This is a genomic window from Streptomyces termitum (genome assembly GCF_014650175.1).
Lineage (GTDB): Bacteria > Actinomycetota > Actinomycetes > Streptomycetales > Streptomycetaceae > Streptomyces > Streptomyces termitum.
The window spans coordinates 21,139-46,414 of the sequence record NZ_BMUL01000028.1; the positions used below are offsets into that span (position 1 = coordinate 21,139).

Sequence of the window (25,276 nt, forward strand, 5' to 3'; positions counted from 1 at the left end):
AAGGGCCGGCCCCCGTCCGGGGGACCGGCCCTTCGTCACGCGCGGGGACCGTCTCACTCGCTGTACGGCTTGGCGCTGAGGATCTTCACCCGGGCCTTCTTGCCGTTCGGCAGCTCGTACTCGGCGTCGTCACCGGCCTTCTTGCCGTTCACGCCGATGCCGAGCGGCGACTGCGGCGAGTAGGTGTCGATCTTGTCGCTGGCGTACTCGCGGGAGGCGAGCAGGAAGGTCACCGTGTCGGACTCGTCGCCGTCGAAGGCGATCGTCACGACCATGCCCGGCTCGACGACGCCGTCGTCCGCCGGGGCCTCGCCGACCTTCGCGTTCTGAAGGAGCTGGGTGAGCTGCCGGACCCGGAGCTCCTGCTTGCCCTGCTCCTCCTTGGCCGCGTGGTACCCGCCGTTCTCGCGCAGGTCCCCCTCTTCGCGCGCCGCGGCGATCTTCGTCGCGATCTCGGTACGCGCGGGACCAGACAGGTACTCAAGCTCGTCCTTGAGCTTGTTGTACGCCTCCTGGGTGAGCCAGGTGACGTTGTCGCTGGTCTGGGTCACAGGTGCTCCTCGTAGGTACTGGGAATACAAAGCATCGCCCTACGCGGGAAGCGGTCGCTCCCGGGTGGGCGAAAGCACGAGCCTAACAATGAGTGGCGGAAAGCGGGAGGACATAAACCATCAGGATGGCGTCGGTCCAGGTCACGACGGTGACCCGCCGGGGCTCGTCCCCCGCTCCCTACCCACCGCTACCGCGTCGTACACCCCAGCAGCTCCGCGCTGGTCGCACGGGCCGTCGTACGGAGGGAGTAGACGCGGTCCACCCGGCCGCCCGGGTCGTCGACCACGACGTCCTTGCGGGCCACCTCGGCGCCGTCCTCGGACCGGGACCGGAGCGTGCACACGCCCTCCAGGCCCTCGTCCTTGCGGATCTCCAGGTGCACCTGGACCTCGGTGTCGCTCACCACGTCGAATTTGATCATCTCGGCGCTGATCTTGTTGTCGACCACGTAGTACCAGCCGAACCAGCCCATCAGCCCGAGGAACAGCACCCCGAGGACCGCGCCCGCGATCCGGAGCTTCCGGTCGGCCCGCTCGTCCGCGGAGCGCCCGTAGCGCCCCTCGGGCGGCTGCTCTCGCACGGCGCTCATCTCTCGGTCCTCTCCGGGGTCGGGGGTCGGAATTTTTCCTCCCCCCGATTCCGTCACTATAGAGACCTGCCTGCGTGCCTAATCACTGAGGATCGAGTCTTGACTGAGCAGCTGCGACTGATGGCCGTGCACGCCCACCCCGACGACGAGTCGAGCAAGGGCGCGGCGACCATGGCCAAGTACGTGTCCGAGGGGGTGGACGTCCTGGTGGTGACGTGCACGGGCGGCGAGCGCGGCTCTGTCCTCAACCCCAAGCTCCAGGGCGACCCCTACGTGGAGGAGAACATCCACGAGGTCCGCCGCAAGGAGATGGACGAGGCCCGCGAGATCCTCGGCGTGAAGCAGGAGTGGCTCGGCTTCGTCGACTCCGGCCTCCCCGAGGGCGACCCGCTGCCCCCGCTCCCGCAGGGCTGCTTCGCCCTGGAGGACGTCGACCACGCGGCCGGCGAGCTGGTCCGCAAGATCCGCGCGTTCCGCCCGCAGGTCATCACGACCTACGACGAGAACGGCGGCTACCCGCACCCCGACCACATCATGACCCACAAGATCACGATGGTGGCCTTCGACGGCGCGGCCGACGCGGAGAAGTACCCCGAGGCCGAGTACGGCCCCGTCTTCCAGGCCCGGAAGCTCTACTACAACCAGGGCTTCAACCGCCCCCGCACCGAGGCCCTCCACAAGGCCCTCCTCGACCGGGGCCTGGAGTCCCCGTACGGCGAGTGGCTGGAGCGCTGGAAGGACTTCGAGCGCAAGGAGCGGACCCTCACCACCTTCGTCCCCTGCGCCGACTTCTTCGAGACCCGCGACCGCGCGCTCATCGCCCACGCCACCCAGATCGACCCCGAGGGCGGCTGGTTCCGCGTCCCGATGGAGATCCAGAAGGAGGTCTGGCCGACGGAGGAGTACGAGCTCAGCAAGTCGCTGGTGTCGACCTCCCTCCCCGAGGAAGATCTCTTCGCGGGCATCCGCGACAATGCCTGACATGAGCGCACACCTCGCACTGACGCAGCTGGTCCCCTTCGCCGCCGAAGAGCTGGACAAGAACAAGGTGACCCCCGGCGTCCTCGGCTTCGTCGTCTTCGCGGTCCTGGCCCTCGCGGTCTGGGCGCTGATGAAGTCGATGAACCGCCACATGAACAGCATCACCTTCGACGAGGCCCCCGCCCCGTCCGACCCCGCCCCGACCCAGGACAAGCAGGCTCCGGCCACGTCCTGACCCGCCCCGCCCCGGCACCGGAGGAACAGCCCACCGGCCCCCCTCCGGCCCGGGGCGGCGTGCACTCCGACACGCCCCTCCGCGGTGAGCACGCACTCGGGTGCGCCCTCGCGGTGGGTCGGCACTACCGGTACGTCCCTCCGGACCCCGAGGTGGACGCGCACTCAGGTGTGTCCTAGCGATCCCCGCGACGGGTACGCACCGCTGCGGGCAGGCCCCTCCGGTCCCTGCGGTCGGCACACCCTCCCGCCCCCTCCGCAGCGGATGCGCACGGCCGGTACGCCCCTCCGGCGCCGGGCGGTACGTACTCCGGTGCGCCGCTCCGGCCCTCGTGGCAGGGCCGTACGCCACCACGCCCCTTCGGCCGCCCGGCGGCCTGTCGGCGCGGCCGCGTACAGTCGGCGTACAGCCGACGCCGGGGGGAGCCGGACCCAGTGAACGACGACACGCCCGTACTCGCCGCGCACGACGCCGAGGTCGTCCTCGACGGCACCGTCCTGCTGGCGCCGACGACCCTCGCCGTCCCGCCCGGCGAGTTCCGGTGCCTCACCGGCGGCAACGGCACCGGCAAGACCACCCTCCTGCGCGCCTTCCAGGGCACCCGGCGGCCCACCGGCGGCACCGTCCTCGTGCGCGGCGAACCCGCCGACCCGGCCCGCCCCCGGCACCGCCGCCTCGTCGCCGCCCTCGTCGACCCCGTCCCGCTCGCCCGGGACCTCACCGTCCGCGAGCAGACCACCCTCGTCGCCGCCTCCTGGTACGGCACCACCGCGGCCACCGCCGACCGCGCCGAGGAGACCCTCGACCGGCTGGGCCTCACCGCCCTGGGCGCGCGCTTCCCCGGCCGGCTCTCCGCGGGCCAGCTCCAGCTGCTGCACCTCGCGCTCACCCTGGTCCGCCCCGCCGACGCCCTCCTCCTCGACGAACCCGAACGGCACCTCGACGCCGACCGCGTCGCCCTCCTCGCCGACCTGCTCGCCGCCCGCGCCCGGCAGGGCGCCGCCCTCCTCGTCGCCACCCACGAACCCGCCCTGACCCGCGCCTGCGACGCCGTCACGGAGCTGGGATGAGCACGGACACCGCCGTCCCCGGGGCCGTCGCCGACGCCGGGGACCGCGTCCGCGCCGTACGCCGCCGGTACGCCCGCCGGGGCGACGCCCCCACCGCCCGGGGCTGGGCCTACCCCGCCTACCTCACCGCCGTCCTCGCCCTCGTCTACGCGGGCCCGGTCGTCGGCCTGGCCGCCACGTCCCGGCCGCTGCTCTCCCCGGACACCCCCGGCGCCACGACCGCCACCGCCTGCCTGCTGACGGCCGCCGCCGTCGCCGCCGCCCAGCTCACCGGCCGCTTCTGGGGACCGCTGATCCTCCCGCCGTTCCTGCTGCACGTCCTGGCCACGACCGACCTGCCCCCGGAGCGGTACCTCGCCCCGATCGCCCGCCGCCGCCTCGCGTACGCCGCCCTCGGCACCCTCACGGCACTGGCCACGGCCGCCCTCCTCACCACCGGCGGCCTGCTGCCCCGGGCCCTCGCGCTCGCGGCGGGCCTCGCCGCCCTCACCCCGGTGGCCTGGCTCTGGGGCCAGCTCCGCACCGTCCGCGCCAACCTCCTCCTCACCCTCGGCACGGCCGCCACCACGGCCGCCGCCGCCCCCCTCGGCCCGGACGCCGCCTGGCTCCTCGCCGGCGCGACGGCCCTCGCCGCCCCCCTCCTCGGCCGCCCGGCCCTCCGCGCCCTGCGCACCGCCGACCTCGCCCGGCTCGCCCGCGAGGCAGCCCGCGCCGCCGACGCCCGGACCTTCGCCGGCACCGGCACCCTCCACCGCGCCCTCGACCTCTACCGCCCCGAACCGCGCGGCCTCGCCACGGCCCTCGCCCGCCCCGACGGCCGCCCGCGCGGCCCCCTCGCCCACGGCGCCGTCCGCGCCCTGCGCACCCCCGGCCGCACCCTCGCCGGCGTCCTCTGCCTGACCGCCGCCGCCGTCCTCCTCGCCCTCGGCCCCGGCCCGGCCGGCGCGGTCCTCCTCTACGCGGGCTCCGGCTGGATCGGCGAGACCTGGCGCGGCCTGCGCGACGAACTGACCCTGACCCCCCTGTACGGCCCGCGCGGCGGCGGCCCCTTCGCCCGCGCCCTCCCCTGGCCGGTCGCCGCCGTCGCCCTCGCGACCGCCCCCGCCGTCCTCCTCCAGCCCCCGCTCCCCGCCCTCCTCACCGCCGCCACGGCCCTCCTCGTCCTGAGCGCCCGCCTCCTGCGCGAGATGAAGAACGACCTCCCCGTCGAACTCCTCCTGCCGATCATCACCCCCTTCGGCGACCTCGCCGCCGCCCGCGTCTTCCTCTGGCAGTTCGACGGCCTCGCCGCGGTCCTGACCGGCACCCTCCTGGCCACCGCCCTCCCCACCACCCCCACCGCCCTCCTCACCACCCTCGCCCTCACCACCTACTGCACCCGAACCGCCCTCCACCGCCCCCACCGCTCCTCCCCCTCCTGACCACCCCCGGCAGGGCAGGATGACCCCATGCCGAACCGACTGACCCATGAGACGTCGCCCTACCTCCTCCAACACGCCGACAACCCGGTCGACTGGTGGCCCTGGTCCCCGGAAGCCTTCGAGGAGGCCCGGCGCAGGAACGTGCCCGTCCTGCTGAGCGTCGGCTACAGCTCCTGTCACTGGTGCCACGTCATGGCGCACGAGTCGTTCGAGGACGAGGCCACGGCCGCGTTCGTCAATGAGCACTTCGTGGCGGTCAAGGTGGACCGGGAGGAGCGGCCCGATGTCGACGCCGTGTACATGGAGGCCGTGCAGGCGGCCACCGGGCAGGGGGGATGGCCGATGACCGTCTTCCTGACGCCCGACGCGGCGCCCTTCTACTTCGGGACGTACTTTCCGCCGGAGCCCCGGCACGGGATGCCGTCGTTCCCGGAGGTGCTGGACGGGGTGCGGGCCGCCTGGGCGGACCGGCGGGACGAGGTGGACCAGGTCGCGGCGCGGATCGTCGAGGACCTCGCGAGCCGCTCGCTGGCGCACGGCGGGAAGGGGCTGCCGGGGGAGGAGGAGCTGGCCGGGGCGCTGCTCGGGCTGACCCGGGAGTACGACGCGGCCCGGGGCGGTTTCGGCGGCGCGCCGAAGTTCCCGCCGTCGATGGTGCTGGAGTTCCTGCTCCGCCACCACGCCCGCACCGGCTCCGAGGGCGCCCTCCAGATGGCCTCCGACACCTGCGAGGCGATGGCCCGGGGCGGCATCTACGACCAGCTCGGCGGCGGCTTCGCCCGGTACTCCGTGGACCGCGCCTGGGTCGTGCCGCACTTCGAGAAGATGCTGTACGACAACGCGCTGCTCTGCCGCGTGTACGCGCACCTCTGGAAGGCCACCGGCAGCGACCTCGCCCGCCGGGTCGCCCTGGAGACCGCCGACTTCATGGTCCGCGAGCTGCGCACCCCGGAGGGCGGCTTCGCCTCCGCGCTCGACGCGGACAGCGACGACGGCACCGGCCGGCACGTCGAGGGCGCCTACTACGCCTGGACCCCCGCCCAGCTGGCCGAGGTCCTCGGCGCGGAGGACGCCGCGCTCGCCGCCGTCCACTACGGCGTCACCGAGGAGGGCACCTTCGAGCACGGCTCCTCGGTGCTCCAGCTCCCGCAGGAGGCGGGCCCGGCCGACGCCGGCCGCATCGCCTCGATCCGGGCCCGGCTGCACGCCGCCCGCGAGCGCCGCGAGCGCCCCGGCCGGGACGACAAGGTCGTCGCCGCCTGGAACGGCCTGGCGGTCGCCGCCCTCGCCGAGACCGGCGCCCTCTTCGACCGGCCCGACCTGGTCGAGCGCGCCACCGAGGCCGCCGACCTGCTGGTCCGGCTCCACCTGGACGAGAGCGCCCGCCTCACCCGTACCTCGAAGGACGGCCGGGCCGGGGGCAACGCGGGCGTCCTGGAGGACTACGCCGACGTCGCCGAGGGGTTCCTCGCCCTCGCCGCCGTCACCGGCGAGGGCGCCTGGCTGGAGTTCGCCGGCTTCCTCCTGGACGGCGTCCTGGCCCGCTTCACCGCCGAGGACGGCGCGCTGTACGACACGGCGCACGACGCCGAGACCCTCATCCGGCGCCCCCAGGACCCGACCGACAACGCCACCCCGTCCGGCTGGACCGCCGCCGCCGGAGCCCTGCTCTCGTACGCGGCCCACACCGGCTCGCAGCCGCACCGGGCCGCCGCCGAGGCCGCCCTCGGCGTGGTGAAGGCGCTCGGCCCGCGCGCGCCCCGCTTCATCGGCTGGGGGCTCGCGGTCGCGGAGGCCCTCCTCGACGGGCCGCGCGAGATCGCCGTGGTCGGCGCCGCCGGCGACCCGGCCTTCCAGGAGCTGCGCCGTACGGCCCTGCGGGCCACGACGCCCGGCGCGGTCGTCGCCGCCGGGGCTCCCGGCAGCGAGGAGTTCCCGCTGCTGCGGGACCGCCCGCTGGTGGCCGGGGCGCCCGCCGCGTACGTCTGCCGTCACTTCACCTGCGACGCGCCGGTCACCGACCCGGCCGAGCTGAGTGCCAGGCTCTGAGCCCCGCCCTCACGGGAACGGCCCCGGCTCCCCTCCGCAGAGGGGCGCCGGGGCCGTACGCACGCCGGGTGGGGTCGCTCAGCTGTTGCCGGCGCCGTTGCCGGAGAGCACCGGGATGTCGCTGAGGATGTGCGACAGCGGCTCGTCGCCCTTGGCCTGGGTCGAGTTCTCGACGCACTGCTGGTTCTGCGGGGAGGACAGGACGTTGATGTCCTGGACCGCGATCGGGACCAGGCCGACGAGCGAACCGGCGTTGACCTTCGCGGGGAGACCCACGCACGGCTTGTTCAGGGAACCCTGGACGAGCGCGAGCTGCGGGCTCATGTTGCCGTAGGTGGCGGAGTTGCCGAACTCCTGGTGCGCGCCGTTGCCGGAGAGCGAGGTGGTGCCACCGTCGTCGGCGATCGCGAGCGCCTGCCCGGCCGTCGCGCCGACGACCGAAACGGCCACCGCTGCGGTCGCGAGGAGCTTCTTCATGGTTCTGGCCTTTCGGATTACTGGCCCGAGCTGAGTGCCGAGCCATGCTGATCAACTGGTCAGGAGGGCCGAGGTTCCGGCATGTCCACCGGACGGCCTACGGGCAGATGAGCGAAGACCCCCGGGCGGGCCGGTACGCGGCGGCGGGGACGTCACCGGGCGCGACGGCCCCGGACGGCGGCAGGGGGCGGTCCGAGGCCAGCCGCCGGAAGACCTCCCGGGCCCCCTCCGGGTCCCAGCCGACCGTCGAACCGGCGCCCTCCACCGGCGGGTTGAACCCCTTCACCGGTACGGTCGCGAATTCGGTCCCGGACGGCTCCAGCCCCTTCAGCCGGCCCGCGAGCGCGACCAGCTCGGCGACGGACAGGCCCCGTTCGGCCGGGGCGGTGCCGCGCAGGACGGCGGCGAACGCCCGCAGCCGCTTCCGGTCGGTCAGGACGTCGTCCGCGCGCAGCCGTTCCAGCGTGTTGGCGACGAACAGCTGCTGCTTGCGGATGCGGCCGAAGTCCATCTCCCCGTCGGCCTTCCGCGAGCGCACGTACTGGAGCCCGGGGCCGCCGGCCAGCCGGGTGGTGCCGGCCGCCAGGTCGAGCCCGGTGGCCGGGTCCTTCAGCGGCTTCGCGGTGCAGACCGGCACCCCGTCCTCGACCCGGTCCACGGAGTCCATGAACCGCCGGAAGTCGATCTCCAGGTAGCGGTGCACCTCCAGGCCGGTCAGCGCCTCGACGGTCTCGGTCGCGAGGGCCGGACCGCCTTCCGAACGCGCGGCGTTGAGCTTGGCCGCGTGGGCCGCGTGGACGGTCCCGGTACGCAGGTCGGTGTGGCCGGCGGGCAGGTGCGCGAGCGAGTCGCGGGGCAGTCCGACCACGCTCACCCGGTCGCCGCGCGCGGAGACGTGCACGAGCATCATCACGTCCGCGCAGTCGCAGCCCTTCCCGCCGAGCCGGAACCGCTCCTTCTCGTCCGGGGTGATCCCGGCCCGGGAGTCGATGCCGACGACGAGCAGGTTCAGCCCCTTCGCGGGGGAGGGGAGTTCGGCGGGTCCCGCGGCGGCCAGGGCCCCGGGGGCGAGCGCGAGGAGCGCCGCAGGGACGGGCAACAGCCGCCGGGAGAGCGGGAGTCTCATGCCCGCACGCTAGGGCGAACCCGCTCGCACACAGATGCGCGACGCGACATTGTCCGGGTGAATCACCCCGCCGCGGGGTTTGTGTAATGATGCGGGAATAGCAGCGGAAGGAGCGAAGAATGGCGCCGCCTGGTCCCGGTAATCCCGGGAAATGGGAACGCATGGCCTTCATTCCGAGGAGCCGGTACGTGGGCGACCCACCGCCCCCCGAAAGAAATCTGACGCCGAACCAATTCCCTGTCTATTCCGCCCTGGCGAGCCAGTGGGCGCAGGCGGGGCGGGCGGTGCCGGGGCTGCCCGACCGGGAGTGGGAGCGCCTGATGTCCGCCCCGGTCTGGCCGCTCTAGGCCGTACGCACGAAGGGGCCGCCCCCGTCCGGGGGCGGCCCCTTCGGCGTGCCGACGGCGCCGGGGAGGCGTCCGTCAGCCGTTGGCCACGCCGTTGCCCGAGAGGATCGGGATGTCCTCCAGCAGGTGGGAGAGCGGCTCGTCGCCCTTGGCCTGGGTCGAGTTCTCGACGCACTGCTGGTTCTGCGGGGAGGACAGGACGTTGACGTCCTGGACCGAGATCGGGATGGCGCCGACCAGCGAACCGGCGTTGAGCTTGGCCGGCAGGCCGATGCAGGGCTTGTTCAGCGAGCCCTGGATGAGCGCCATCTGCGGGCTCATGTTCCCGTAGGTCGCCGAGTTGCCGTACGACTGGCTGGCGAAGTTGCCGCTGTAGGAGGTGGTGCCGCCGTCGTCGGCGAGCGCGAGGGCGGGGGTGGCCGCGGCGGCGGTGGCGCCGACGATCGAGGCGGCGGCAGCCGCGGTGGCCATGACCTTCTTGATCACGGTAGTTCCCTTCTAGAACCTGCCCCGTGCAGGGAGCGCCCTGGACAACTGGGTCCGGACCGGTGAGTTCCGCCCTGTCACTCCGATGGCGGAGCGCGCGCGGCAGCGCTCGGCACGGTTCCCAGTCGATCGGGTGAAGGGCCGGAACCTCCGCCCCCGGTCGCAGTTGTTCCGGTCGCATCAATCACGTCGATTGGTGGGAACAGAACGGATTCACCGTGATCAAGAAGATGATGGCGGCCGCGGCCGTCACCGCTTCGGCCGTCGGCTTCGCCGCCGCGGCCGCCGCCCCCGCGATGGCCATCGCCAACGACGGCGGCACGACCTCCCTCTCCGGGAACGGCGCCCACCAGGAGTTCGGCAACGCCACCACCGTCGGCGACATGAGCCCGCAGGTCTCCGCCGTCCAGGGCTCGCTGAACAAGCTGTGCCTCGGCGTCCCGGTCAAGGGCAACGTCGGCTCGGTCGTCGGCGTCCTCGTCCCGGTCGCGGTCCAGGACGTCAACGTCCTGTCCTCCCCGCAGAACCAGCAGTGCGCGGAGAACTCCACCCAGGCCAAGGGCGACGAGCCGCTCTCGCACGTCCTGGAGGACATCCCGGTGCTCTCGGGCAACGGCATCGGCAACAGCTGATCACCGCACCCCCGCACAGGGCCGGAGGAATTCCTTCCTCCGGCCCTGTGCCGTGTGCGCGTACGGCCCCGTCCCGTGCGCGCAATGGAGTGAAAGCGGGTGTCGCGGCGGAATCACCGGTTTCCCCCGCGAGAGGTTGTCGTTGTCCCTGTGTGCAGCGGAGGCCGATCTTCCGCCGCGGAAAGGAACCAGACGACATGAAGTGCAAGAAGGCTGCCGCCGTCATCGCCGGAGTCATCCTGGCCATGGGAGCGGCCACGCCCGCCTTCGCCGACGCCGAGGCCGAGGGTGTGGCCGTCGGCTCCCCGGGTGTCCTCTCGGGCAACGTCGTGCAGATCCCGATCCACGTGCCGATCAACGCCTGCGGCAACAGCATCAACGTGATCGGCCTGCTGAACCCGGCCTTCGGCAACACCTGCGTCAACGCCTGATCCGGTCCGCCCGGCCAGGGCGGAGCACCACCCGGCCCCGGGGAGCGTCACGCCCCCGGGGCCGGGTCGCGTCTCAGCGCCGGGTGAGTCCGCGCGGGGCGCCGCCGCGCGGGGCCGGCAGCGAGGCCGCCGGCCGGGGCCGCCCGGCCGTGAGCCGCCGCCGCACCGCCGCCAGGGCCCGGCGCGCCAGGTGGGCGAGCCAGGCCCGGCCCATGGCGAGCGCGGGCAGCGGGTCGTCGGCGGCCCACCAGGCGCGCTCGCCCCGCCGCCGGACGGTGCCGGGGGCGGGTCCGGGAGCGGTCCGGGGGCCCGGGGAGGTGAGCAGGGAGAGCGCCGCGTAGTTCTCCACGACGAAGCGGCGGCCGTACGCGGGGGAGAGCGGCGGCACCGGACGGCCGGTGAGGTCCAGGTGCAGAGCCCGTACGACATCGAGGCCCGCGTCGGCGAAGAGGCGGAACTGGGCGCCGGGGCGCGGGTTGAAGTCGAGCAGGTGGTACGCGCCCGTCACCGGGTCCAGCCGGAAGTCGAGGTCGCACACGCCCCGGTGGCCGAGCGCGCCGAGCACCCCGCGCGCGAGCCGGTCGAGTTCCGGGTTGGCGGCCCAGCGGCCCACGGCGGTGAGTCCGGCCGCGTCCGGCCAGGAGCGCTCCTTGCGGCCGGTGGCCCCCACGACGCACCGGCCGGCCGTGTCGACGTATCCGTGGAAGAACCAGTCGAGGCCCCGGCCGGGCGGCAGGAGCTCCTGGAGCAGCAGCCGGCTGCCGGCCTGCGGGGTTCGCGCGTACAGCTCCCTGACCTCGGCGAGCGAGCGCAGGACCGTGGTGCTGCGCAGCCCGCGGCCGGCCGGCAGCAGCCACGGGCGGCTCCACTTGGCGACCACCGGCAGCCCGAGCGACCAGGCCATGGCGGCGGCCTCGTCGGCTCCGGAGGGGAGTTCGGTACGGGGGTGGGGCAGGCCCAGGGCGGCGCAGGTCCCGGCGAGCGCGGCCTTGTCGGCGACCCGCAGCAGCTGCTCCTCGGTCCGCGCGGGCAGCAGGAAGCGGTCCGCCAGTTCGGCGCGGCGGCGGGCCAGGGCCAGCGCGCTGATGTCGTCCATCGGCACGGCGAGCACGGGGGCGGCCGGGTCGCCGGTGATCTCGGCGGCGAGCGCGCCGAGCAGCGCGGCCAGTTCGGTGGCGGCGGCCGAGGCGGGGCGGGGCCGGACGGAGCGGACGTACCGGGAGCGCGCGACGGGGCTGTCGGCCGCCTCGACGACGGCGTGGACGGGGATTCCGGCCCGGCCCAGCGAGCGGGCGGCGCCCAGCGTTCCGTGGTGGAAGGGATTCCGGTCGAGCCGTACGAGAACGGCGGGGACGCGGGTGTCGAAAGGCGGCACGGTCATGGCCCCTTCGTCTCGGGTGCCCCAAGTGGGCGATGAAATCCTCTAATGGACTACACGCCGGAGGGAAGCCGAGTTCACGGTCGGCTCATTAGGAATACTTTCGGAGTATCGGATTGATTGGTCGTCACATGCTGTGCGTGCGGAGGAGTGGCCCGTGGAATCTTTCGGAAGAAAGCCCGGAACGAGAAGATGGCTCGGGGTGGTCACCGCCGGAATCCTCGTCTCGGGAGCGGCCGTCCCGGCCGCCGCCGCGCAGGCGCCCGGACCGGCGGACTCCCCGGCCGGGGCCATGGGGGCCTTCCTCTCCTCCGGCGACCTCGGCGTCTCCCGGATCAACCAGCTCGAACGCTGGCTCGGCGGACGCGAACTGCGTGTCGGCCACACCTATCTGCCCGGCGACCTCTGGTCCAACATCGAGGGACGGCCCGCCTTCCTCGCCGCCTGGGCGGACTGGCGCACCGCCAAGTGGGACCGGATGCTCGTCCTCAACGTCCCCATGCTGGAACGGAACGAGGCCGGCCTCCCCGACGCGGAGGTCCGCCGACAGCTCCAGCTCGGCGCCGCCGGTTACTACGACCACCACTTCCGCACCCTCGCCCGCCGGCTGGTCGCGGCCGGGGCCCTCGACACGGTCGTCGCCCTCGGCTGGGAGATGAACGGCACCACCTACACCTCCCGGTGCGCGCCCGACCCCACCGCCTGGAAGCGGTACTGGAACCGGATCGTCACCGCCATGCGTTCCGTGCCGGGCCAGAAGTTCCGCTTCGACTTCAATCCGAGCCGGGGCCTCGACGCGATTCCGTGGACCGAGTGCTATCCCGGCGACGACGTCGTCGACATCATCGGCATGGACTCCTACGACCAGCCGGCCGGCGCCGATTTCGACCAGCACGTCACGGAGCCGTACGGGCTCCAGAAGCAGGTCGATTTCGCCGCCGAGCACGGAAAGGAGATCTCGTACCCCGAATGGGGCCTCTTCCGGAACGGCGACAATCCCGCGTACATGCGGCGGATGCTGGAATGGATCCGCCGGCAGAAACCGCTGTACCACACCATCACCGACTACTGCCCGCACGGCGTCTGGCAGTGCGACGACAACCCGCGGTCGTCGCGGGTGTTCCGGGAGATGCTGTACGGGGAGGGGACGGAGACGCCGGTGGATCCGGTGGATCCGGTGGACCCGACGATTCCCGAACCGAAGCCGGAACCGAAGCCTGAGCCCAAGCCCAAGCCCGAGCCGAAGCCCGAGCCCAAGCCCAAGCCGGAACCCAAGCCCAAGCCCAAGCCGGAACCCAAGCCCGAGCCGAAGCCGGAACCGAAGCCGGAACCCAAGCCGGAACCGAAGCCGGAACCCAAGCCCGAGCCGAAGCCCGAGCCCAAGCCGGAACCGAAGCCCGAGCCGAAGCCGGAACCGAAACCTGAGCCGAAGCCCGAGCCGGAGCCCGGGTCGGAACCCCAACCCGACTGTTGGAAGGTCGAGTTGGGGGAGTGGGTGGAGAGCTGGATCGGGGGGTCGGTGTGCGTGCCGAAGGAGATCGGGTGGAAGGAGGCGCTGAAGGGGAGCTGGCCGTTCTGACGGGTCAGCCGGGGGCGCCGGGGAGGCGGGCCAGGAGGCGGCCCGCCCAGGGGCGCTCCCGGACCTCCCGGGCGGCCCGGCGGCGGGCGTCGGCCGCGCCCGCGCGCAGCCACAGCAGCGGGGCGGTGGCGGGCCCGGTCAGCAGCAGCCGCCGGTTGCGGACCGGGTCCGGCCGCCAGTGGTGCTTGTACGGTTCGCTGCCCCGCAGCATGCTCAGCGTGGCCCGGCCGTCCGCGCTGGTCTCGCGGGCGCCGTGCCGCAGCAGCATCGCCGCGACGTCCACCTTCCGCTCCCGCAGCACGGGATCGGCGCCGTACAGGTAGCCGCCGGCGAGGCGCGGGGACATCAGGGTGAGGTCGGCGGCGACCACGTCCCCGCCGAGCCGGAACTCGGTGACCATCGCGTCGCCGCGCTCCACCATGGGCCGTACCGCGCGGGCGAGGTGCTGGGCGAAGCGCGCGCTGGTGTGCTCGGCGGTCACCCCGCGCCCGCGCCACTGGAGCCGGTGGAGGGCGAGGAGCCGGTCGAGGGCGGCGGGCACGTCGGGGGCGGCGACGATCCGCGCGTCGATGCCCAGCGCGTCGACCTTGCGCAGTTTGGCCCGCACCCGCTGGGCCTTCCCGGACGGGATGCGCGCGAGCAGCCCCTCCATGGGGACGGCGGGCAGTTCCAGGCAGAGCGAGTCCGGCAGCCGGCGGCACGGCCCGCGCCAGTGGGCGAAGACCCGCTCGGCGGCGGCGCCCGGCCGGACCTCCCGCAGGTCGACCACGGCCCCGCGCGCGGCGCGGGCCACCGCCGAGGCGAGCGCGGCCGCCGCGTCGGGGCGGCCGTCGTCGAGGAGGACGTCGGTGAAGTCGGTGATGGCGCCGCCGAGCTGGGTGAGCACGGGCAGCGGCCCGCGCGCCCGCATCAGGGGCGCCGCCGCCACCAGCGCGCCCCGGCCGTCCCGTACGAGCACCACGCGCAGGGCGCCGGGGCGGCCGTACGAGACCCACCAGGAGTGCAGCCAGGAGTGGGACTGGAACGGGGTGGCCGAGGCGCAGCGCCCGTACAGCGCCGTCCACTCGGACGCCAGCCGCCCGAAGCCCTCGGTGTCACGGCAGACCTCGGTCCGCAGGCTTCCCCCGCTCACACCGACTCCGGTTCCGGCTGGTGGGCGGCGGGCGCGGGCACGGCCGGGCGGGAGTGGCGGCCCTCGGCGCGGGCGGCCGGGCGCTTCGGCCGGACCAGCAGGGCGAGGCCGCCGAGGAGCCCGCCGGCGCAGGCGCCGACCAGGGCGGCGAGCGGCGCCGACGGCGACACCGGGGAGACCGGCTCGGTGGCACGGGAGAACTGCACGACCTTCACGCCCGTGCTGCCCGCCACCTGCGAGGAGTTGGCGACCAGCGAGCGGGCCACGCCGTCCGCGATCGACACGGCCCGCGCGGGCTTCGCGGCGCGGGCCGTGAGGGAGATCATCGGCGCGTCCGGCGAGGTCTCCGCCTGGACGCTCTTGCGCAGGGTGGCGGCGCTGACGCCGGTCCACGCCTTGGCGTCGCCGGTGACCGCGATGTCGGTGGCGACCCGCCCGTACGCCTGGGCGAAGCCGAGCGCCGCCGCCGGGTCGGACTTCTCGCCGGGCACGACGATGACGTAGCTGGTCGCCGCGTACTCCGGGGTCTTCAGGGCCCCGTAGCCGCCGCCGAGCGCGGCCCCGGCGACCACGGCGGCGGGCAGCACCGCCCAGCGGCCGGGGGAGCGCAGGGCGGCGGGCAGGCGGGTGGCGCGGGGTGGGGTGGTGGTCATGGCGGGTTCTCTCGTTTCACGGAACGGCGCGGGACGGTGGGACTCCGTGACCGCGGGACTGCGGGTTACGGGCGGGACGGTGGGTTACGGGGGAGGCGGTGGGTTACGGGAGGGGCTGAGGGTTCGTGGGAGGCGGTGGGTTACGGGTGGGGCGACGGGTCACGGGTGGGGCGCGGGGACGGGAGCGGGCCGTGGACCGCGCGGTCGTACAGCGACATCAGCCGGTCGGCGCTGTGCGCGATGTCGTAGCGGCGGGCGGCCGGCGGCTGCGGCAGCCGGTCCGGCGGGCCGGCGTCGAGGAAGGCCCGTAGCAGCCGGGTCAGTTCGGCCGCCGAGCCGTCGAACCGGCGGGCGCCGGGCGCCTCCTCGGGCGGCAGGTCCTCGATCGCCGGGCAGGCCGCGTACAGCACCGGCAGACCGGCGGCGAGCGCCTCGACGACGGCGAGGCCGAAGGTCTCGTCGGGCGAGGCGGAGACGAGGACGTCCATCGCGGAGAGCAGCTCGGGCAGGGTCGGGCCGCCGGGCGCGAGGACCGGCGGGTCCTCGCAGGCGCCGAAGAACAGCACCCGGTCGGCGGCCCCGCGCTCCCGGGCCAGCGCCCGCAGCTCCTCGCGCCGCTCGCCGTCGCCGACGAGCAGCAGCCGGGCCTCCGGGACGGCGGCGACGGCCCGGACGAGCCGGTCGAAGCGCTTGCCGGGGGCGAGCCGGCCCACCCCGCCGACCACGAACGCGTCGGCGGGCAGCCCGAGCACGCCCCGGACCAGGCGCCGGCCGCGCGGGTCGTAGGCGAAGCGGGCGGTCTCGATGCCGTTCGGCACCACCTCGATCCGCTCCGGGGCCACGCCCCAGTCGGCGAGCCGCCGGGCCACGCTCGCCGAGACCGCGACGGTCGAGGTGCCGAGCCGCTCCGACGCCAGGTAGAGGGCGCGGGTGCCCGCCGACAGCGGGCGGCCCTCGATCTGCGACTCGCCGAGCGAGTGCTCGGTGGCGATGACCCGGCGGACCCCGCCGAGCCGGGCCGCCAGCCGGCCGTACACACAGGCCCGGTAGAGGTGGGTGTGGACCAGGTCGTAGCCGCCCCGGCGGACGATCCCGGCGAGCCGGGGCAGCGCGCCCAGGTCGCGGTTGCCGGTCATGGCGAGGTCGGTGACGGGCACCCCGTCGGCCTCGATGCCGTCGGCGACCGGGCCCGGATTGGTGAGGGTCACCACCCGGCTGTGGACCGGCAGGTGGCGCAGCAGCAGCCGCAGCTGCTGCTCGGCGCCGCCGATGCCGAGACCGGTGATGACGTGCAGGACCTTCAGGCCGCTCATCGCAGCACCGCCGAGGCCGGGCGGGTGCGCAGCGGGAGGAGTGCGGCGGGCCGGCGGCGGCGCAGCGGGTGCAGGGCCAGTTTGGCCGCGAGTCTCCACGCGGTGTCGTTCTCCCCGATGTGCGCGCGGGGCAGGGCGTGGGTGCCGGTCAGCGGGCCGGGGTCGATGCCGCAGGCGTAGCCGTACCCGGCCCCGCGGACGGCCCGCACGGTCCGCGGGTCGACCGCCCCGTACGGATAGCAGAAGCCGTCCACCGGGCCGCCGGTGATCTCCTCCAGGAGGACCCGGGAGGTGCGGGTCTCCTCGGCGAGGACGTCGTCGCCCGCCTCGGTCAGCCGCACGTGGGTCAGGCCGTGCGAGCCGACCTCCATGCCGGCGCGGGCGATGTCCGCGATGCCGTCGGCGTCGAGCAGCCGCTTGCGCGGGCCGTCGGCGTCCCAGGCGTTGGTGCCGCCGAGCCGGCCCGGCAGGACGTACACGGTGGCGGTGAAGCCGTGCCGCCGCAGCAGCGGCAGCGCCGCGTCCGTGAAGTCGGCGTAGCCGTCGTCGAAGCTGAGGCCGACCAGGCCCCGGGCGCGCCCGGCGGCGGTCGCGGCGAGGAGCTCGCGCACCGACACCCCGCGCAGCCCCCGGTCGCGCAGCCAGCTCAGCTGCCGGGCGAAGCGCGCGGGGGAGACGGTCACCCGGTACGGATCGTCAGCGGTGTTTGTGACCGAGTGGTACATCGCCACCCACAGGGGAGGCGTCGGCAGCAGGCGGTGCAGCGCGGTGGGGGCGGCCATGGGCGGTCCTTCGGCGTCGGGTGGAGAGGCGGGGGAGGAGGGGGAGCTCGGGGGCCCGGGGGGAGCAGGCCAGGAAGAGCAGCAGGACGGCGACGGCGGCGAGGGCCGCGACGGCGACGGCGAGCGCGGCGGGGCCGATCGCCACCGAGCAGAGCCAGCCCGCACCGGTCGCCCCGGCGGCCGCCCCGGCGAGCCGCAGCAGGTCCTCGCCGAGCGGGCCGGAGCGGACCGGGACGGTCTGCCGGTGGGCGCCGCGCAGCAGCAGGACGGCGGTCAGGGTGATGCCGGCGGCGTTGGCGGCGGCGATGCCGACGGCGCCCCAGGCGGCCGCGCCGGGGACTCCGGCGGCGGCGGTGGCGGCGAGCCCGGCGGCCATCGCGGCGGCCGGGTACCAGAGGGGGCGGGCGGCGGAGAAGTAGCAGCGGACGAGGGCGCCGACCATGGTCTGGCCGAGCAGCCCGAGCGCGTACACCCGCATGACGGCGGCCGTGGCGACCGTGTCCGCCCGGCCGAACTCACCCCGTTGGAACAGCAGTTCGACGATACGGGGGGCGGTGGCGATCACCACCGCGGCACCCGCCAGCACCACCACCGCCGCCATCAGCAGATCCCGCTCGACCCGCCGCCTGGCCCCCTCCGGATCACCCGCCGCCAGCGCCCGCGCCACCATCGGGAAACTGACCGTGCACAGCATCAGCGACAGGATCATCGGCATCTGCGCGATCTTCTGCGCGTAGTTCAGGTGCGAGATCGCGCCGGACGGCAGCGGCGCCGCCAGGAACCGCTCGATCAGCGTCTGCGACTGGCGGATCAGCGAGAAGGCGACCACCGGGGCGATCAGCCCGACCACCACCAGGCGCCCCTCCCCGCCCGCCCCCGCCGCCGCGCGCTCCGGCCGCCGCACCGGCCCCGGCCGCGTCCGCAGCTCCCGCAGCAGCGCCGGAAGCTGCACCAGCACCATGAACACCCCGCCGACCGCCACCCCGGCGGCCGCCGACCGCACCCCCCACGGCTCCCGCAGCAGCACCATCGCGCCGATGATCCCGACGTTGTACGCCACGTAGATCGTCGCCGGAGGCAGGAAGACGTGGTGCGCCCGCAGCGCCGCCGAGCAGTAGCCGACCAGCGCGAAGGTCAGCACGCAGGTCGCCGTCAGCCGTACGCAGTCCACCGCGAGCGCCCGGTCCGACAGCCCCGGCGCCAGCAGGTCCACCACCGCGGGCGCGGCCGCCACCAGGAACGCGGCCACCACCCCCACCACCAGCGTCAGCCGCGGCAGGGTCCCCCGCACCAGCTCCCGCACCGGGTCCCCGGCGAGCGCCGCCGGACGCCGGGCCAGCGCCCGCGAGAAGGCGGGCACCAGGATCAGCGCCATCGCGTCCTCGATCAGCAGCGTGGACGCGAACTCCGGCACCGTCCACGCCACCAGGAAGGCGTCCGTCTCCGCACCCGCCCCGAAGTACCCCGCCAGGATCTGGTCTCGGACCAGCCCCAGCAGCGCCCCGGCGGCCGTCAGCCCCGCCGTCACCGCGGCGGCACGGGCCAGGAAGCCCCGGCCCTCCCCCCGGACCTTCGCCCGCGCGTGCGCCCGCCGCCCGGTGCGCGGCGGCAGCGGCGGCGCCGGAGCCGTCAGCGTCGCCACCCCGCCGGAACCGCCCGGCAGCACCTCCGCCGGACCCGGCGCCGCCGCCCACACGTCACCCGCCGCCGCCCGCCGCAGCGAGACCCGGCGCGCCCCGCCCGGCAGCACGCCGGCCCCCGGCGCGCACGGCGAGTCCGTGGCGTCCGGAGGCATCGGGGACCAGGGGTCGGCCGGCGGACCGGCGTGCCGGCCCGGCCCCGGGGGCGCGGCGTACGCGTCCGTGGGGTCCGGCGGACCGCCCCACGGGTCACGCACGGCCCACCCCCACCGGCCCCCGGCCCGCCGGGGCCGGCACCGCGGCCACCGGGACGCCCTCCCCGCCGTCACCCGCGGCCTCGTCCTCCGGGGCCAGCGCCCACCAGGCCGCGAGCCCGAACACCACCGACATCAGCACCGTCGAGGGCCCGCCGATGTCCGCGTAGAAGAAGTCCACCAGCTGCCAGATCAGCAGCCCGCCCGCCACCAGCGCGCACCCCGCCCCCGCCCGGCGCCGCCGCAGCGCCGCCACCAGCAGCGCCAGCCAGCTCCCCGCCAGCGCGAGCAGCCCGATCAGCCCCTGCTCGCTGAGGACCAGCAGATACATGTTGTGCGGGGAGAGCAGCGGCTGCCGCCGGAAGCCCGCGCCCGCCCCGGCGGTGTCGCTGCCCGAGGAGAGCGCCACCGAGGCGTTCGAGTCGCGGTACGCCGGGAAGCCCTTGAGCCCCACCCCGGTCAGCGGCTCCGCCCGCCACATCCGGCCCGCCGCCGCCCACATCGTGTACCGGTCCGTCACCGACTGGTCCGGCGCCGCCGCCACCCGGGTGATGCTCGCGACCCGCTCCTCCACCATCGACGAACCGATCCCCAGACCGCCGACCAGCACCACCCCCAGCGCGCCCACCACAAGGGCCACCCGCACCGCCCGCCGGACCCCGCCGAGCAGCAGCTGAGCCCCGCAGGCCAGCACCGTCGCGATCCACGCGCCCCGGCTGAAGGACAGCACCAGCGGCACCACCAGCAGCACCGCGCACACCAGCGCCGCCGTCCGGGCCCGGCCCGCCGGACCGCCCAGCGCCAGCCCGGTCGCCACCACCAGCCCGTACGCGACGACCGTCGCCATCCCCATCACGTCGGTCGCGCCGAAGGTGCCGACCGCCCGGACGTCCGCCCCCTGGTACGAGGCACCCGTCCCGGTCAGGTACTGGACGACGCCCACCGACCCCTGGAGCAGCGCGAACGCCACCAGCGCCCACGCCACCACCGCGAAGTCCCGCCGGTCGCGCACCATCAGCAGCACCGCCGCCGGCACCAGCACGAAGACCTGGAGGTACCGGGCCACGCCCGGCAGACCGGCCGCCGGATCGTGCGCGGTGACCGCCGCCAGGCAGATCCCCGCCACCGGCAGTCCCAGCACCACCGCCGCCGTCCGGGTCAGCGGCCGGAGCCCGCCGCGCAGCAGCCGTACGAGACAGACCACCACCAGCAGACCGGAGGCCGCGTCGGCGACCGTCCCGGTCCCGCCGGTGCCGCCCTCCGCCCCGCCGCCCCCCGGCACCAGCAGCAGCGCGACCACCGCGAGCACCGGCGACAGCGCCGCGATCCGGCGCCCCCACCCCCGGGCCTCCGCCGCTTCCCGCGCCGGGACCCGCACCGTCGTCACGGCCGTCGCCATCCTCAGCTCCCCGTCGGTCGGACCAGCCCGGCCGCCGTGCGGACGAGGATGCAGACGTCCTGCCAGAGCGACCAGTGGTCGATGTAGTGGTTGTCGAAGCGGGCCCGGTCCTCGATCGAGGTGTCCCCGCGCAGCCCGTGCACCTGCGCCAGGCCGGTCAGCCCGACCGGCATCCGGTGCCGGGACGCGTAACCGGTGTGGACCCGGCTGAACTGCGCGACGAAGTACGGCCGCTCCGGACGCGGCCCGACCAGGCTCATGTCCCCGCGCAGCACGTTCCACAGCTGCGGCAGCTCGTCCAGCGAGGTCTTGCGCAGGAAGCTCCCGGCCGCGCTCATCCGCCGGTCCCCCGCCACGTTCCACCGGGTCGCCGACTCCGTCTCGTCCGAGGGCCGCAGCGTCCGGAACTTCAGCAGCGTGAAGTGGCGCCCGTGCTGGCCCACCCGCTCCTGCCGGAACAGCACCCCCGGCCCGTCCGAGAGCCGCACCGCCAGCGCGCACACCGCGAGCACCGGCAGCGCCGCCAGCATCGCGGGCCCGGCCAGCGCCACGTCCAGGACCCGCTTGGCCCGCGCCCCGTGCCGCCCGGCCGCCGCCGGGACGAGCCGACGGCGGGCGTACCCCCACACGTGCTCGCCCATCGGCCCCTCCCGCCGGTCCCCGCCGACCCGCCAGGTCACGCAGCCGTAGTGCTGGAGCAGGGTCACCAGCTCCGGCTCGTCGACCAGGAACACCGCCTCGCGGACCGCGTTCTGGATGACCGCCCGGTGGACCTCCTCCGGCGTCGTCAGCAGCGGCGGGCCCGGCTCCACCGGACGCTGCTCGCCGACCGTGTGCTCCGGCAGCCCCACGATCCCCACCGGCCGCATCCCGTACTCCGGATGCCGCCCGGCCGCCGCCGCGAACCGGCGGGCCGCCGCCGGTGGACCCACCACCAGCGCCGACCTCGGCCGCTCCCGGGCGATCCGCCGCCCGCGCGCCAGCAGCACCGCCCGCAGCACGGCCGCGACGCCGACGTGCACGCCGTACGCCCCGGCCAGCCGCAGCGGGCCCATCGCCAGCGCGGGCGACCAGGCCGCGACGGCCGCCGCCGCCACGCACCACACCACCCCGGCCCGGGAGGCCAGCGCGGGCAGCTCGTCGAGCAGCCGCACGTGCGCGGCCGGCCGGTACAGCCCGCCGCGCCCGTCGAGGACCAGCAGCAGCGCGGCGACCGGCAGCAGCAGCCGGGGATCGCGGTGGACGGGGGCGAGCAGCGCGGCCCCCGCCAGCACCGCCAGGCAGTCGACGGACCGCAGGACCGCGGGACCCGGGAACGGCCGGTCGGCCGCCGCCCGGTGCCGCGGCAGCACGAGCCGGCCGGCCGTCCGCCGCCGGGGGGCGAGGGAGGCGAGCCCGAAGGCCGGGCCGGCGGCCGGCCACGGCCCGGGTGAGGAGGGGACGCTGGTGCTTTCCGTGGTCACTGCGCAATCGGCTCTCTGTGCTCGGTGCCCCGCACTCCGGCCAGTTCGCGGTAGATCTCCGCGACGGCCGCGCCGGTGCGCCGCACGTCGAATCTGCTGAGGACGTGTCCGTGGGCCTCGCGGCCCAGACGGTGCCGCAGCTCCGGCCGGCCGAGGAGGCGGCCGAGGGCGGCGGCGAGGGCGGCCGGGTCCTCGGAGGGGACCAGGCAGGTGGCTTCGTGGCCGGGCGGCAGGCTCTCGCGGGCCCCGGCGACATCGGTGACGACGACCGGCCGGCCCGCCGCCATCGCCTCCAGCGGCGCCAGCGCCATGCCCTCCCAGCGGGACGGCAGGACGACCACGTCCGCCGCCCGGTACCAGGGCGCGGTGTCGCCCACGGCGCCCGCGAAGCGCACCGACGGCCCGGCGGCGGCCCGCAGCCGCTCCCCGTCCGGCCCGTCGCCGACCAGCACCAGCCGGGCGGCCGGCACCTCGGCGAGGACGGCGGACCAGGCGGCGAGCAGCACGTCCTGGCCCTTCTGCCGGCACAGCCGTCCCACGCACACGGCGGTCGGCGCCGGGTTCCCGGCCGGCCCGCCGGTCGCGAAGCGGGCCGTGTCCACCCCGTTGTGGACGACCGACCAGGCCGCCGGCACCCCGGCCGCCTCGCCGGTACGCCGCTCCGCCTCGCTGACGCACAGGACCCGGTCCGCCCAGCGGGCCCCGAACCGCTCCCAGCGGCGCGCGAGTGCGGCGGTGGTGCCGGTGACGGCCTCGAAGGACCAGGCGTGCGGCTGGTAGACGGTCGGGATCCGGCCGCGCACGGCGAGCCGGGCGCACAGCCCCGCCTTGGCCGAGTGCGCGTGGACCAGGGCGGGCCGGACGGCCCGGACCACCCGGGCCAGGTCGCGGGTCTCGCGGACGAGCGCCGGGCCGGGGTCGCGGCCGGCCCGCCAGTCGTGGACCTCCGCCCCTCCGGCGCGCAGTTCGGCGGCGAGGGCGGTGCCGGGCGGGCAGGCGACGACGGGCCGCAGTCCGGCGGAGCGCTGGGCCCGCACCAGGTCGGCGACGACCCGGGCGACCCCGCCGTCGCCGGGCTGGACCGCGTGCAGGACGGTGGCGGACCCCGGGCCCGCCTCGATCGGGGCGCTCATGTCAGCGCCGTACGCTGCGCCGCACAGGGAGAAGCGCTGAATTCCGCATACAGGTTCTCCGCTTTGCTGAGAGAAGGAAGGGAAGACCCGTGAAGACCGGGGGAGAGGAGAGGTGTCGTCCGCACGAAAAGGGTGAACGCGCGGCGGGCCCGGAAGCAACGTTCTGAAACGTTATAACGCCGGAGCCGGGCGATAGTAAGCATTAGACGGCGGGAAAAGCTAACTCCCGTATCTGTGCGGCGGGTTCGTCGTTGAGCGTGTTGCGCCTTTCTTCGGGCCGTCGCTCGAATGGCCCTCCTCCGGGCCAAAGATCGGATCGACGTCACCCGTTCGGGAGAGCAACCGATGAAAAGCCGGAGCGTTGTTGAGGGAGCCGGGCCGAACAGTCCGGGCAGTCCCCGTTGGAAATCGATCGAGGAGAACTTCTCCATGTCCCGTATCGCGAAGGCCGTTGTCCTGACCGTGGGTGCCGCCGCCGCGGTCGCCGGTGCCGCCGGTGCTGCCGCCGCCGACTCCATCGCCGAGGGCGCCGCCGTGAAGTCCCCCGGCGTCGGCTCCGGCAATGTCGTCCAGATCCCGGTGCACGTCCCGGTGAACCTCTGCGGCAACACCGTCAGCGTCATCGGCGCGCTGAACCCGGCCTTCGGCAACACCTGCGTCAACGCCTGACCTCGCACGTCTGATCGGTCCTTCCGAAGCCGGTGCGCCCACCCGACGGTGGGCGCACCGGCTTTTTCCTTGTGGCCCTGGGGCCGACACCCGTTCGGACGCACCCCCGTGCGCCGCCCGGTGCAACGGCGTACGCCCCCGGAAGGGCAGGGGCGGGCCGCTGATTCACCCGAACGAAGGTGTGGCGCTCTGTAGTTCCGTGATCGCTGAGCGCTATATCCGCAGGCACCGCGGAGGGGGCGCGATCCGGCGCGCGAGGAGGCGAACGCGTGTGCGCTCTCCCGCTCCGCCGCGCCCCGCGGCCCCCGGCCCGCCCGCCGCACCGTCGGAGGGGCCGTCGCCGCCGGCGCGTGCGGGGGCGCGTGCGGTCATCCGGAAATCACACCGGTCGCCTTCGATCGGGTGCAGTAGTCGAGAAATCCTCGATCCCGGAGTTTCCGGGGAGCGAACCTCTCGTTACAGAAGACGGAACGTCGTACGGGAATTCTCCAAGAAGCCTGTGCGGAACGTGATTTGAAAGAACAGAGGAAGGAATCCCCCATGAAGCCCACCAAGGCCGCCGCGGTCTTCGCCGGTTCGCTCATGGCCCTCGGCGTCGCCGCCCCCGCCATGGCCCTCAGCCCCGAGGCGCTGACCCCGACCAGCCTCAACGGTGGCCTGGAGACGATCGCCGCCCACGGGCTGAAGTCGGACGCGCTCAGCAGCACCACCGACGGCTCCCCGGTCAAGAGCGTCACGGACGCCGCCACCCAGCTGAACAAGACGGGCAAGGGCCTTCCGCTGATCGGTGGCCTCCCGGTCAACCCGCTCGGCGGCTGATCGAATGATTTTCTGACCGGTGTCCGTGTGGCCTCGCCGCCTCACGGCGTGCCGCTCCTACTGTCTGGTCCGTCCCCACGCGAACGTCAGCGAGGGGACACGGCCGGTCGGAGCGAGGGGGGATCCTCGCCGGTCTCTCCCTTTCTCCCGAGGAAGAGCGGTATGCGGTCCATCATCAGCAGGAAAGTACTCATCGCGGCGGCAGCGACCGGAATGCTCTCGCTGACCGGCGGATTCGCCCTGGCCGCGAACGCCCACCCCGGCACGGGCGATCCCGGCTCCGGCAGGGCCCCGCTCCCGCCGAAGGTCTGCGCCGACCTGAGCGGCTACGCCGCCGCGGCCGTCGCCGACCTCTGCGGGCAGAAGGCCCCGCAGGGCGAGCAGGGCTCCGACGGCTACGGCGAGGAGCCCACGCCTCCGGTCACCCACCCGCCCACCACCCCGCCGGCGACCACGCCCCCGGCCACCCACCCGCCGGGCGACTGCGAGTACGGGGAGGAGGGGCCGGGCTGCCACCCCACCACCCCGCCCGCGACCACCCCGCCGGTCACCACGCCCCCGGTGACCACGCCCCCGGTCACGACGCCCCCCGTCACCACGCCCCCGGTGACGACCCCGCCGGTGACCACGCCCCCCGTCACCACCCCGCCCGTCACCACACCCCCG

General features: G+C 75.0%; 24 protein-coding genes and 1 pseudogene. 11 read left to right on the forward strand and 14 right to left on the reverse strand.

From position 1 onward, the window contains the following. Positions 1–53: 53 nt before the first annotated feature. The gene (gene greA, locus IE219_RS30730) at positions 54–551 is read right to left on the reverse strand and encodes a transcription elongation factor GreA (protein ID WP_189983496.1); all 498 of its coding nucleotides are present in this window, start codon (positions 549–551) and stop codon (positions 54–56) included. Between the two features lie 188 nt (positions 552–739). Continuing rightward, complete coding sequence (locus IE219_RS30735) at positions 740–1,141, reverse strand: DUF4307 domain-containing protein (RefSeq protein WP_189983498.1); 402 nt, start codon at positions 1,139–1,141, stop codon at positions 740–742. Positions 1,142–1,240: 99 nt separating this feature from the next. On the opposite strand from IE219_RS30735, the gene mca reads away from it, so the two are divergent. The 5 genes from mca (at position 1,241) to IE219_RS30760 (ending at position 6,897) form a co-directional block, all read left to right on the forward strand. After that, complete coding sequence (mca, locus tag IE219_RS30740; protein ID WP_189983500.1) at positions 1,241–2,122, forward strand: mycothiol conjugate amidase Mca; 882 nt, start codon at positions 1,241–1,243, stop codon at positions 2,120–2,122. A gap of 1 nt (position 2,123) precedes the next feature. Next, positions 2,124–2,357: a hypothetical protein gene (locus IE219_RS30745; protein WP_189983502.1), complete on the forward strand. Its 234-nt coding sequence runs from the start codon at positions 2,124–2,126 to the stop codon at positions 2,355–2,357. Between the two features lie 434 nt (positions 2,358–2,791). Then, positions 2,792–3,427: an ABC transporter ATP-binding protein gene (locus tag IE219_RS30750; RefSeq protein WP_189983504.1), complete on the forward strand. Its 636-nt coding sequence runs from the start codon at positions 2,792–2,794 to the stop codon at positions 3,425–3,427. Next, entirely contained in the window at positions 3,424–4,848 is a 1,425-nt protein-coding gene (locus tag IE219_RS30755) for a hypothetical protein (protein ID WP_189983506.1), read from the forward strand. The genes IE219_RS30750 and IE219_RS30755 overlap by 4 nt, the downstream gene beginning before the upstream one ends. A 27-nt stretch (positions 4,849–4,875) precedes the next feature. After that, entirely contained in the window at positions 4,876–6,897 is a 2,022-nt protein-coding gene (locus IE219_RS30760) for a thioredoxin domain-containing protein (protein ID WP_189983508.1), read from the forward strand. Positions 6,898–6,975: 78 nt separating this feature from the next. On the opposite strand, the gene IE219_RS30765 is transcribed toward IE219_RS30760, so the two are convergent. From IE219_RS30765 to IE219_RS30775, 3 genes are all read right to left on the reverse strand, one after another. Beyond that, a complete protein-coding gene (locus IE219_RS30765; RefSeq protein WP_189983510.1) occupies positions 6,976–7,374 on the reverse strand; it encodes a rodlin in 399 nt (132 codons plus the stop codon). Between the two features lie 97 nt (positions 7,375–7,471). Further along, the gene (locus IE219_RS30770; protein ID WP_189983512.1) at positions 7,472–8,500 is read right to left on the reverse strand and encodes an LCP family protein; all 1,029 of its coding nucleotides are present in this window, start codon (positions 8,498–8,500) and stop codon (positions 7,472–7,474) included. 422 nt (positions 8,501–8,922) lie between these two features. Then, a complete protein-coding gene (locus IE219_RS30775) occupies positions 8,923–9,333 on the reverse strand; it encodes a rodlin (RefSeq protein WP_189983514.1) in 411 nt (136 codons plus the stop codon). Between the two features lie 221 nt (positions 9,334–9,554). On the opposite strand from IE219_RS30775, the gene IE219_RS30780 reads away from it, so the two are divergent. Continuing rightward, positions 9,555–9,965: a rodlin gene (locus IE219_RS30780; RefSeq protein ID WP_189983542.1), complete on the forward strand. Its 411-nt coding sequence runs from the start codon at positions 9,555–9,557 to the stop codon at positions 9,963–9,965. A gap of 197 nt (positions 9,966–10,162) precedes the next feature. Then, positions 10,163–10,396 (forward strand): chaplin, encoded by a 234-nt coding sequence (locus tag IE219_RS30785; protein ID WP_189983516.1) that lies wholly within the window; start codon positions 10,163–10,165, stop codon positions 10,394–10,396. Positions 10,397–10,469: 73 nt separating this feature from the next. On the opposite strand, the gene IE219_RS30790 is transcribed toward IE219_RS30785, so the two are convergent. Next, a complete protein-coding gene (locus IE219_RS30790) occupies positions 10,470–11,777 on the reverse strand; it encodes a carboxylate--amine ligase (protein ID WP_189983518.1) in 1,308 nt (435 codons plus the stop codon). 199 nt (positions 11,778–11,976) lie between these two features. Here IE219_RS30790 and IE219_RS30795 point away from each other — a divergent pair, with 199 nt between their 5' ends. Further along, the gene (locus IE219_RS30795; protein ID WP_229850238.1) at positions 11,977–13,353 is read left to right on the forward strand and encodes a glycoside hydrolase family 26 protein; all 1,377 of its coding nucleotides are present in this window, start codon (positions 11,977–11,979) and stop codon (positions 13,351–13,353) included. 4 nt (positions 13,354–13,357) lie between these two features. Here the strand turns inward: IE219_RS30795 and IE219_RS30800 are convergent, their stop codons facing one another. From IE219_RS30800 to IE219_RS30835, 8 genes are all read right to left on the reverse strand, one after another. Continuing rightward, complete coding sequence (locus IE219_RS30800) at positions 13,358–14,485, reverse strand: GNAT family N-acetyltransferase (protein WP_189983520.1); 1,128 nt, start codon at positions 14,483–14,485, stop codon at positions 13,358–13,360. Next, positions 14,482–15,138 (reverse strand): YveK family protein, encoded by a 657-nt coding sequence (locus IE219_RS30805; protein WP_189983522.1) that lies wholly within the window; start codon positions 15,136–15,138, stop codon positions 14,482–14,484. The genes IE219_RS30800 and IE219_RS30805 overlap by 4 nt, the downstream gene beginning before the upstream one ends. A gap of 140 nt (positions 15,139–15,278) precedes the next feature. Further along, on the reverse strand, positions 15,279–16,442 hold the full coding sequence (locus IE219_RS30810; RefSeq protein WP_189983546.1) for a glycosyltransferase: 1,164 nt from the start codon (positions 16,440–16,442) through the stop codon (positions 15,279–15,281). Between the two features lie 5 nt (positions 16,443–16,447). Beyond that, positions 16,448–17,233 (reverse strand): polysaccharide deacetylase family protein, encoded by a 786-nt coding sequence (locus IE219_RS30815; RefSeq protein ID WP_189983524.1) that lies wholly within the window; start codon positions 17,231–17,233, stop codon positions 16,448–16,450. Continuing rightward, positions 17,148–19,028, reverse strand: coding sequence for a murein biosynthesis integral membrane protein MurJ (gene murJ / locus IE219_RS30820; RefSeq protein WP_373298919.1), 1,881 nt, complete (start codon positions 19,026–19,028; stop codon positions 17,148–17,150). The genes IE219_RS30815 and murJ overlap by 86 nt, the downstream gene beginning before the upstream one ends. A 94-nt stretch (positions 19,029–19,122) precedes the next feature. Then, positions 19,123–20,526, reverse strand: a complete 1,404-nt coding sequence (locus tag IE219_RS30825; RefSeq protein WP_189983526.1) for an O-antigen ligase family protein — start codon at positions 20,524–20,526, stop codon at positions 19,123–19,125. Between the two features lie 2 nt (positions 20,527–20,528). Beyond that, positions 20,529–21,989 (reverse strand): exopolysaccharide biosynthesis polyprenyl glycosylphosphotransferase, encoded by a 1,461-nt coding sequence (locus IE219_RS30830; protein WP_189983528.1) that lies wholly within the window; start codon positions 21,987–21,989, stop codon positions 20,529–20,531. Further along, positions 21,986–23,122 (reverse strand): glycosyltransferase, encoded by a 1,137-nt coding sequence (locus IE219_RS30835; protein ID WP_189983530.1) that lies wholly within the window; start codon positions 23,120–23,122, stop codon positions 21,986–21,988. The genes IE219_RS30830 and IE219_RS30835 overlap by 4 nt, the downstream gene beginning before the upstream one ends. Positions 23,123–23,551: 429 nt before the next feature. On the opposite strand from IE219_RS30835, the gene IE219_RS30840 reads away from it, so the two are divergent. The 3 genes and pseudogenes from IE219_RS30840 to IE219_RS32140 form a co-directional block, all read left to right on the forward strand. After that, positions 23,552–23,791, forward strand: a complete 240-nt coding sequence (locus IE219_RS30840; RefSeq protein ID WP_189983532.1) for a chaplin — start codon at positions 23,552–23,554, stop codon at positions 23,789–23,791. 540 nt (positions 23,792–24,331) lie between these two features. After that, positions 24,332–24,610 carry a hypothetical protein gene (locus tag IE219_RS30845; RefSeq protein WP_189983534.1) on the forward strand — a complete coding sequence of 93 codons (279 nt, stop codon included), beginning with the start codon at positions 24,332–24,334 and terminating at the stop codon, positions 24,608–24,610. Between the two features lie 162 nt (positions 24,611–24,772). Then, positions 24,773–25,276: pseudogene (locus tag IE219_RS32140) on the forward strand (hypothetical protein); the annotation flags it as partial.

Bases quoted from the DNA above. Each gene is read 5' to 3' on its own strand.
- IE219_RS30735 (WP_189983498.1), bottom strand. From the start codon at position 1,141: ATGAGCGCCGTGCGAGAGCAGCCGCCCGAGGGGCGCTACGGGCGCTCC.
- IE219_RS30745 (WP_189983502.1), top strand. From the start codon at position 2,124: ATGAGCGCACACCTCGCACTGACGCAGCTGGTCCCCTTCGCCGCCGAA.
- IE219_RS30755 (WP_189983506.1), top strand. From the start codon at position 3,424: ATGAGCACGGACACCGCCGTCCCCGGGGCCGTCGCCGACGCCGGGGAC.
- IE219_RS30760 (WP_189983508.1), top strand. From the start codon at position 4,876: ATGCCGAACCGACTGACCCATGAGACGTCGCCCTACCTCCTCCAACAC.
- IE219_RS30765 (WP_189983510.1), bottom strand. From the start codon at position 7,374: ATGAAGAAGCTCCTCGCGACCGCAGCGGTGGCCGTTTCGGTCGTCGGC.
- IE219_RS30770 (WP_189983512.1), bottom strand. From the start codon at position 8,500: ATGAGACTCCCGCTCTCCCGGCGGCTGTTGCCCGTCCCTGCGGCGCTC.
- IE219_RS30785 (WP_189983516.1), top strand. From the start codon at position 10,163: ATGAAGTGCAAGAAGGCTGCCGCCGTCATCGCCGGAGTCATCCTGGCC.
- IE219_RS30790 (WP_189983518.1), bottom strand. From the start codon at position 11,777: ATGACCGTGCCGCCTTTCGACACCCGCGTCCCCGCCGTTCTCGTACGG.
- IE219_RS30805 (WP_189983522.1), bottom strand. From the start codon at position 15,138: ATGACCACCACCCCACCCCGCGCCACCCGCCTGCCCGCCGCCCTGCGC.
- IE219_RS30815 (WP_189983524.1), bottom strand. From the start codon at position 17,233: ATGGCCGCCCCCACCGCGCTGCACCGCCTGCTGCCGACGCCTCCCCTG.
- murJ (WP_373298919.1), bottom strand. From the start codon at position 19,028: ATGCCTCCGGACGCCACGGACTCGCCGTGCGCGCCGGGGGCCGGCGTG.
- IE219_RS30825 (WP_189983526.1), bottom strand. From the start codon at position 20,526: ATGGCGACGGCCGTGACGACGGTGCGGGTCCCGGCGCGGGAAGCGGCG.
- IE219_RS30835 (WP_189983530.1), bottom strand. From the start codon at position 23,122: ATGAGCGCCCCGATCGAGGCGGGCCCGGGGTCCGCCACCGTCCTGCAC.
- IE219_RS30840 (WP_189983532.1), top strand. From the start codon at position 23,552: ATGTCCCGTATCGCGAAGGCCGTTGTCCTGACCGTGGGTGCCGCCGCC.
- IE219_RS30845 (WP_189983534.1), top strand. From the start codon at position 24,332: ATGAAGCCCACCAAGGCCGCCGCGGTCTTCGCCGGTTCGCTCATGGCC.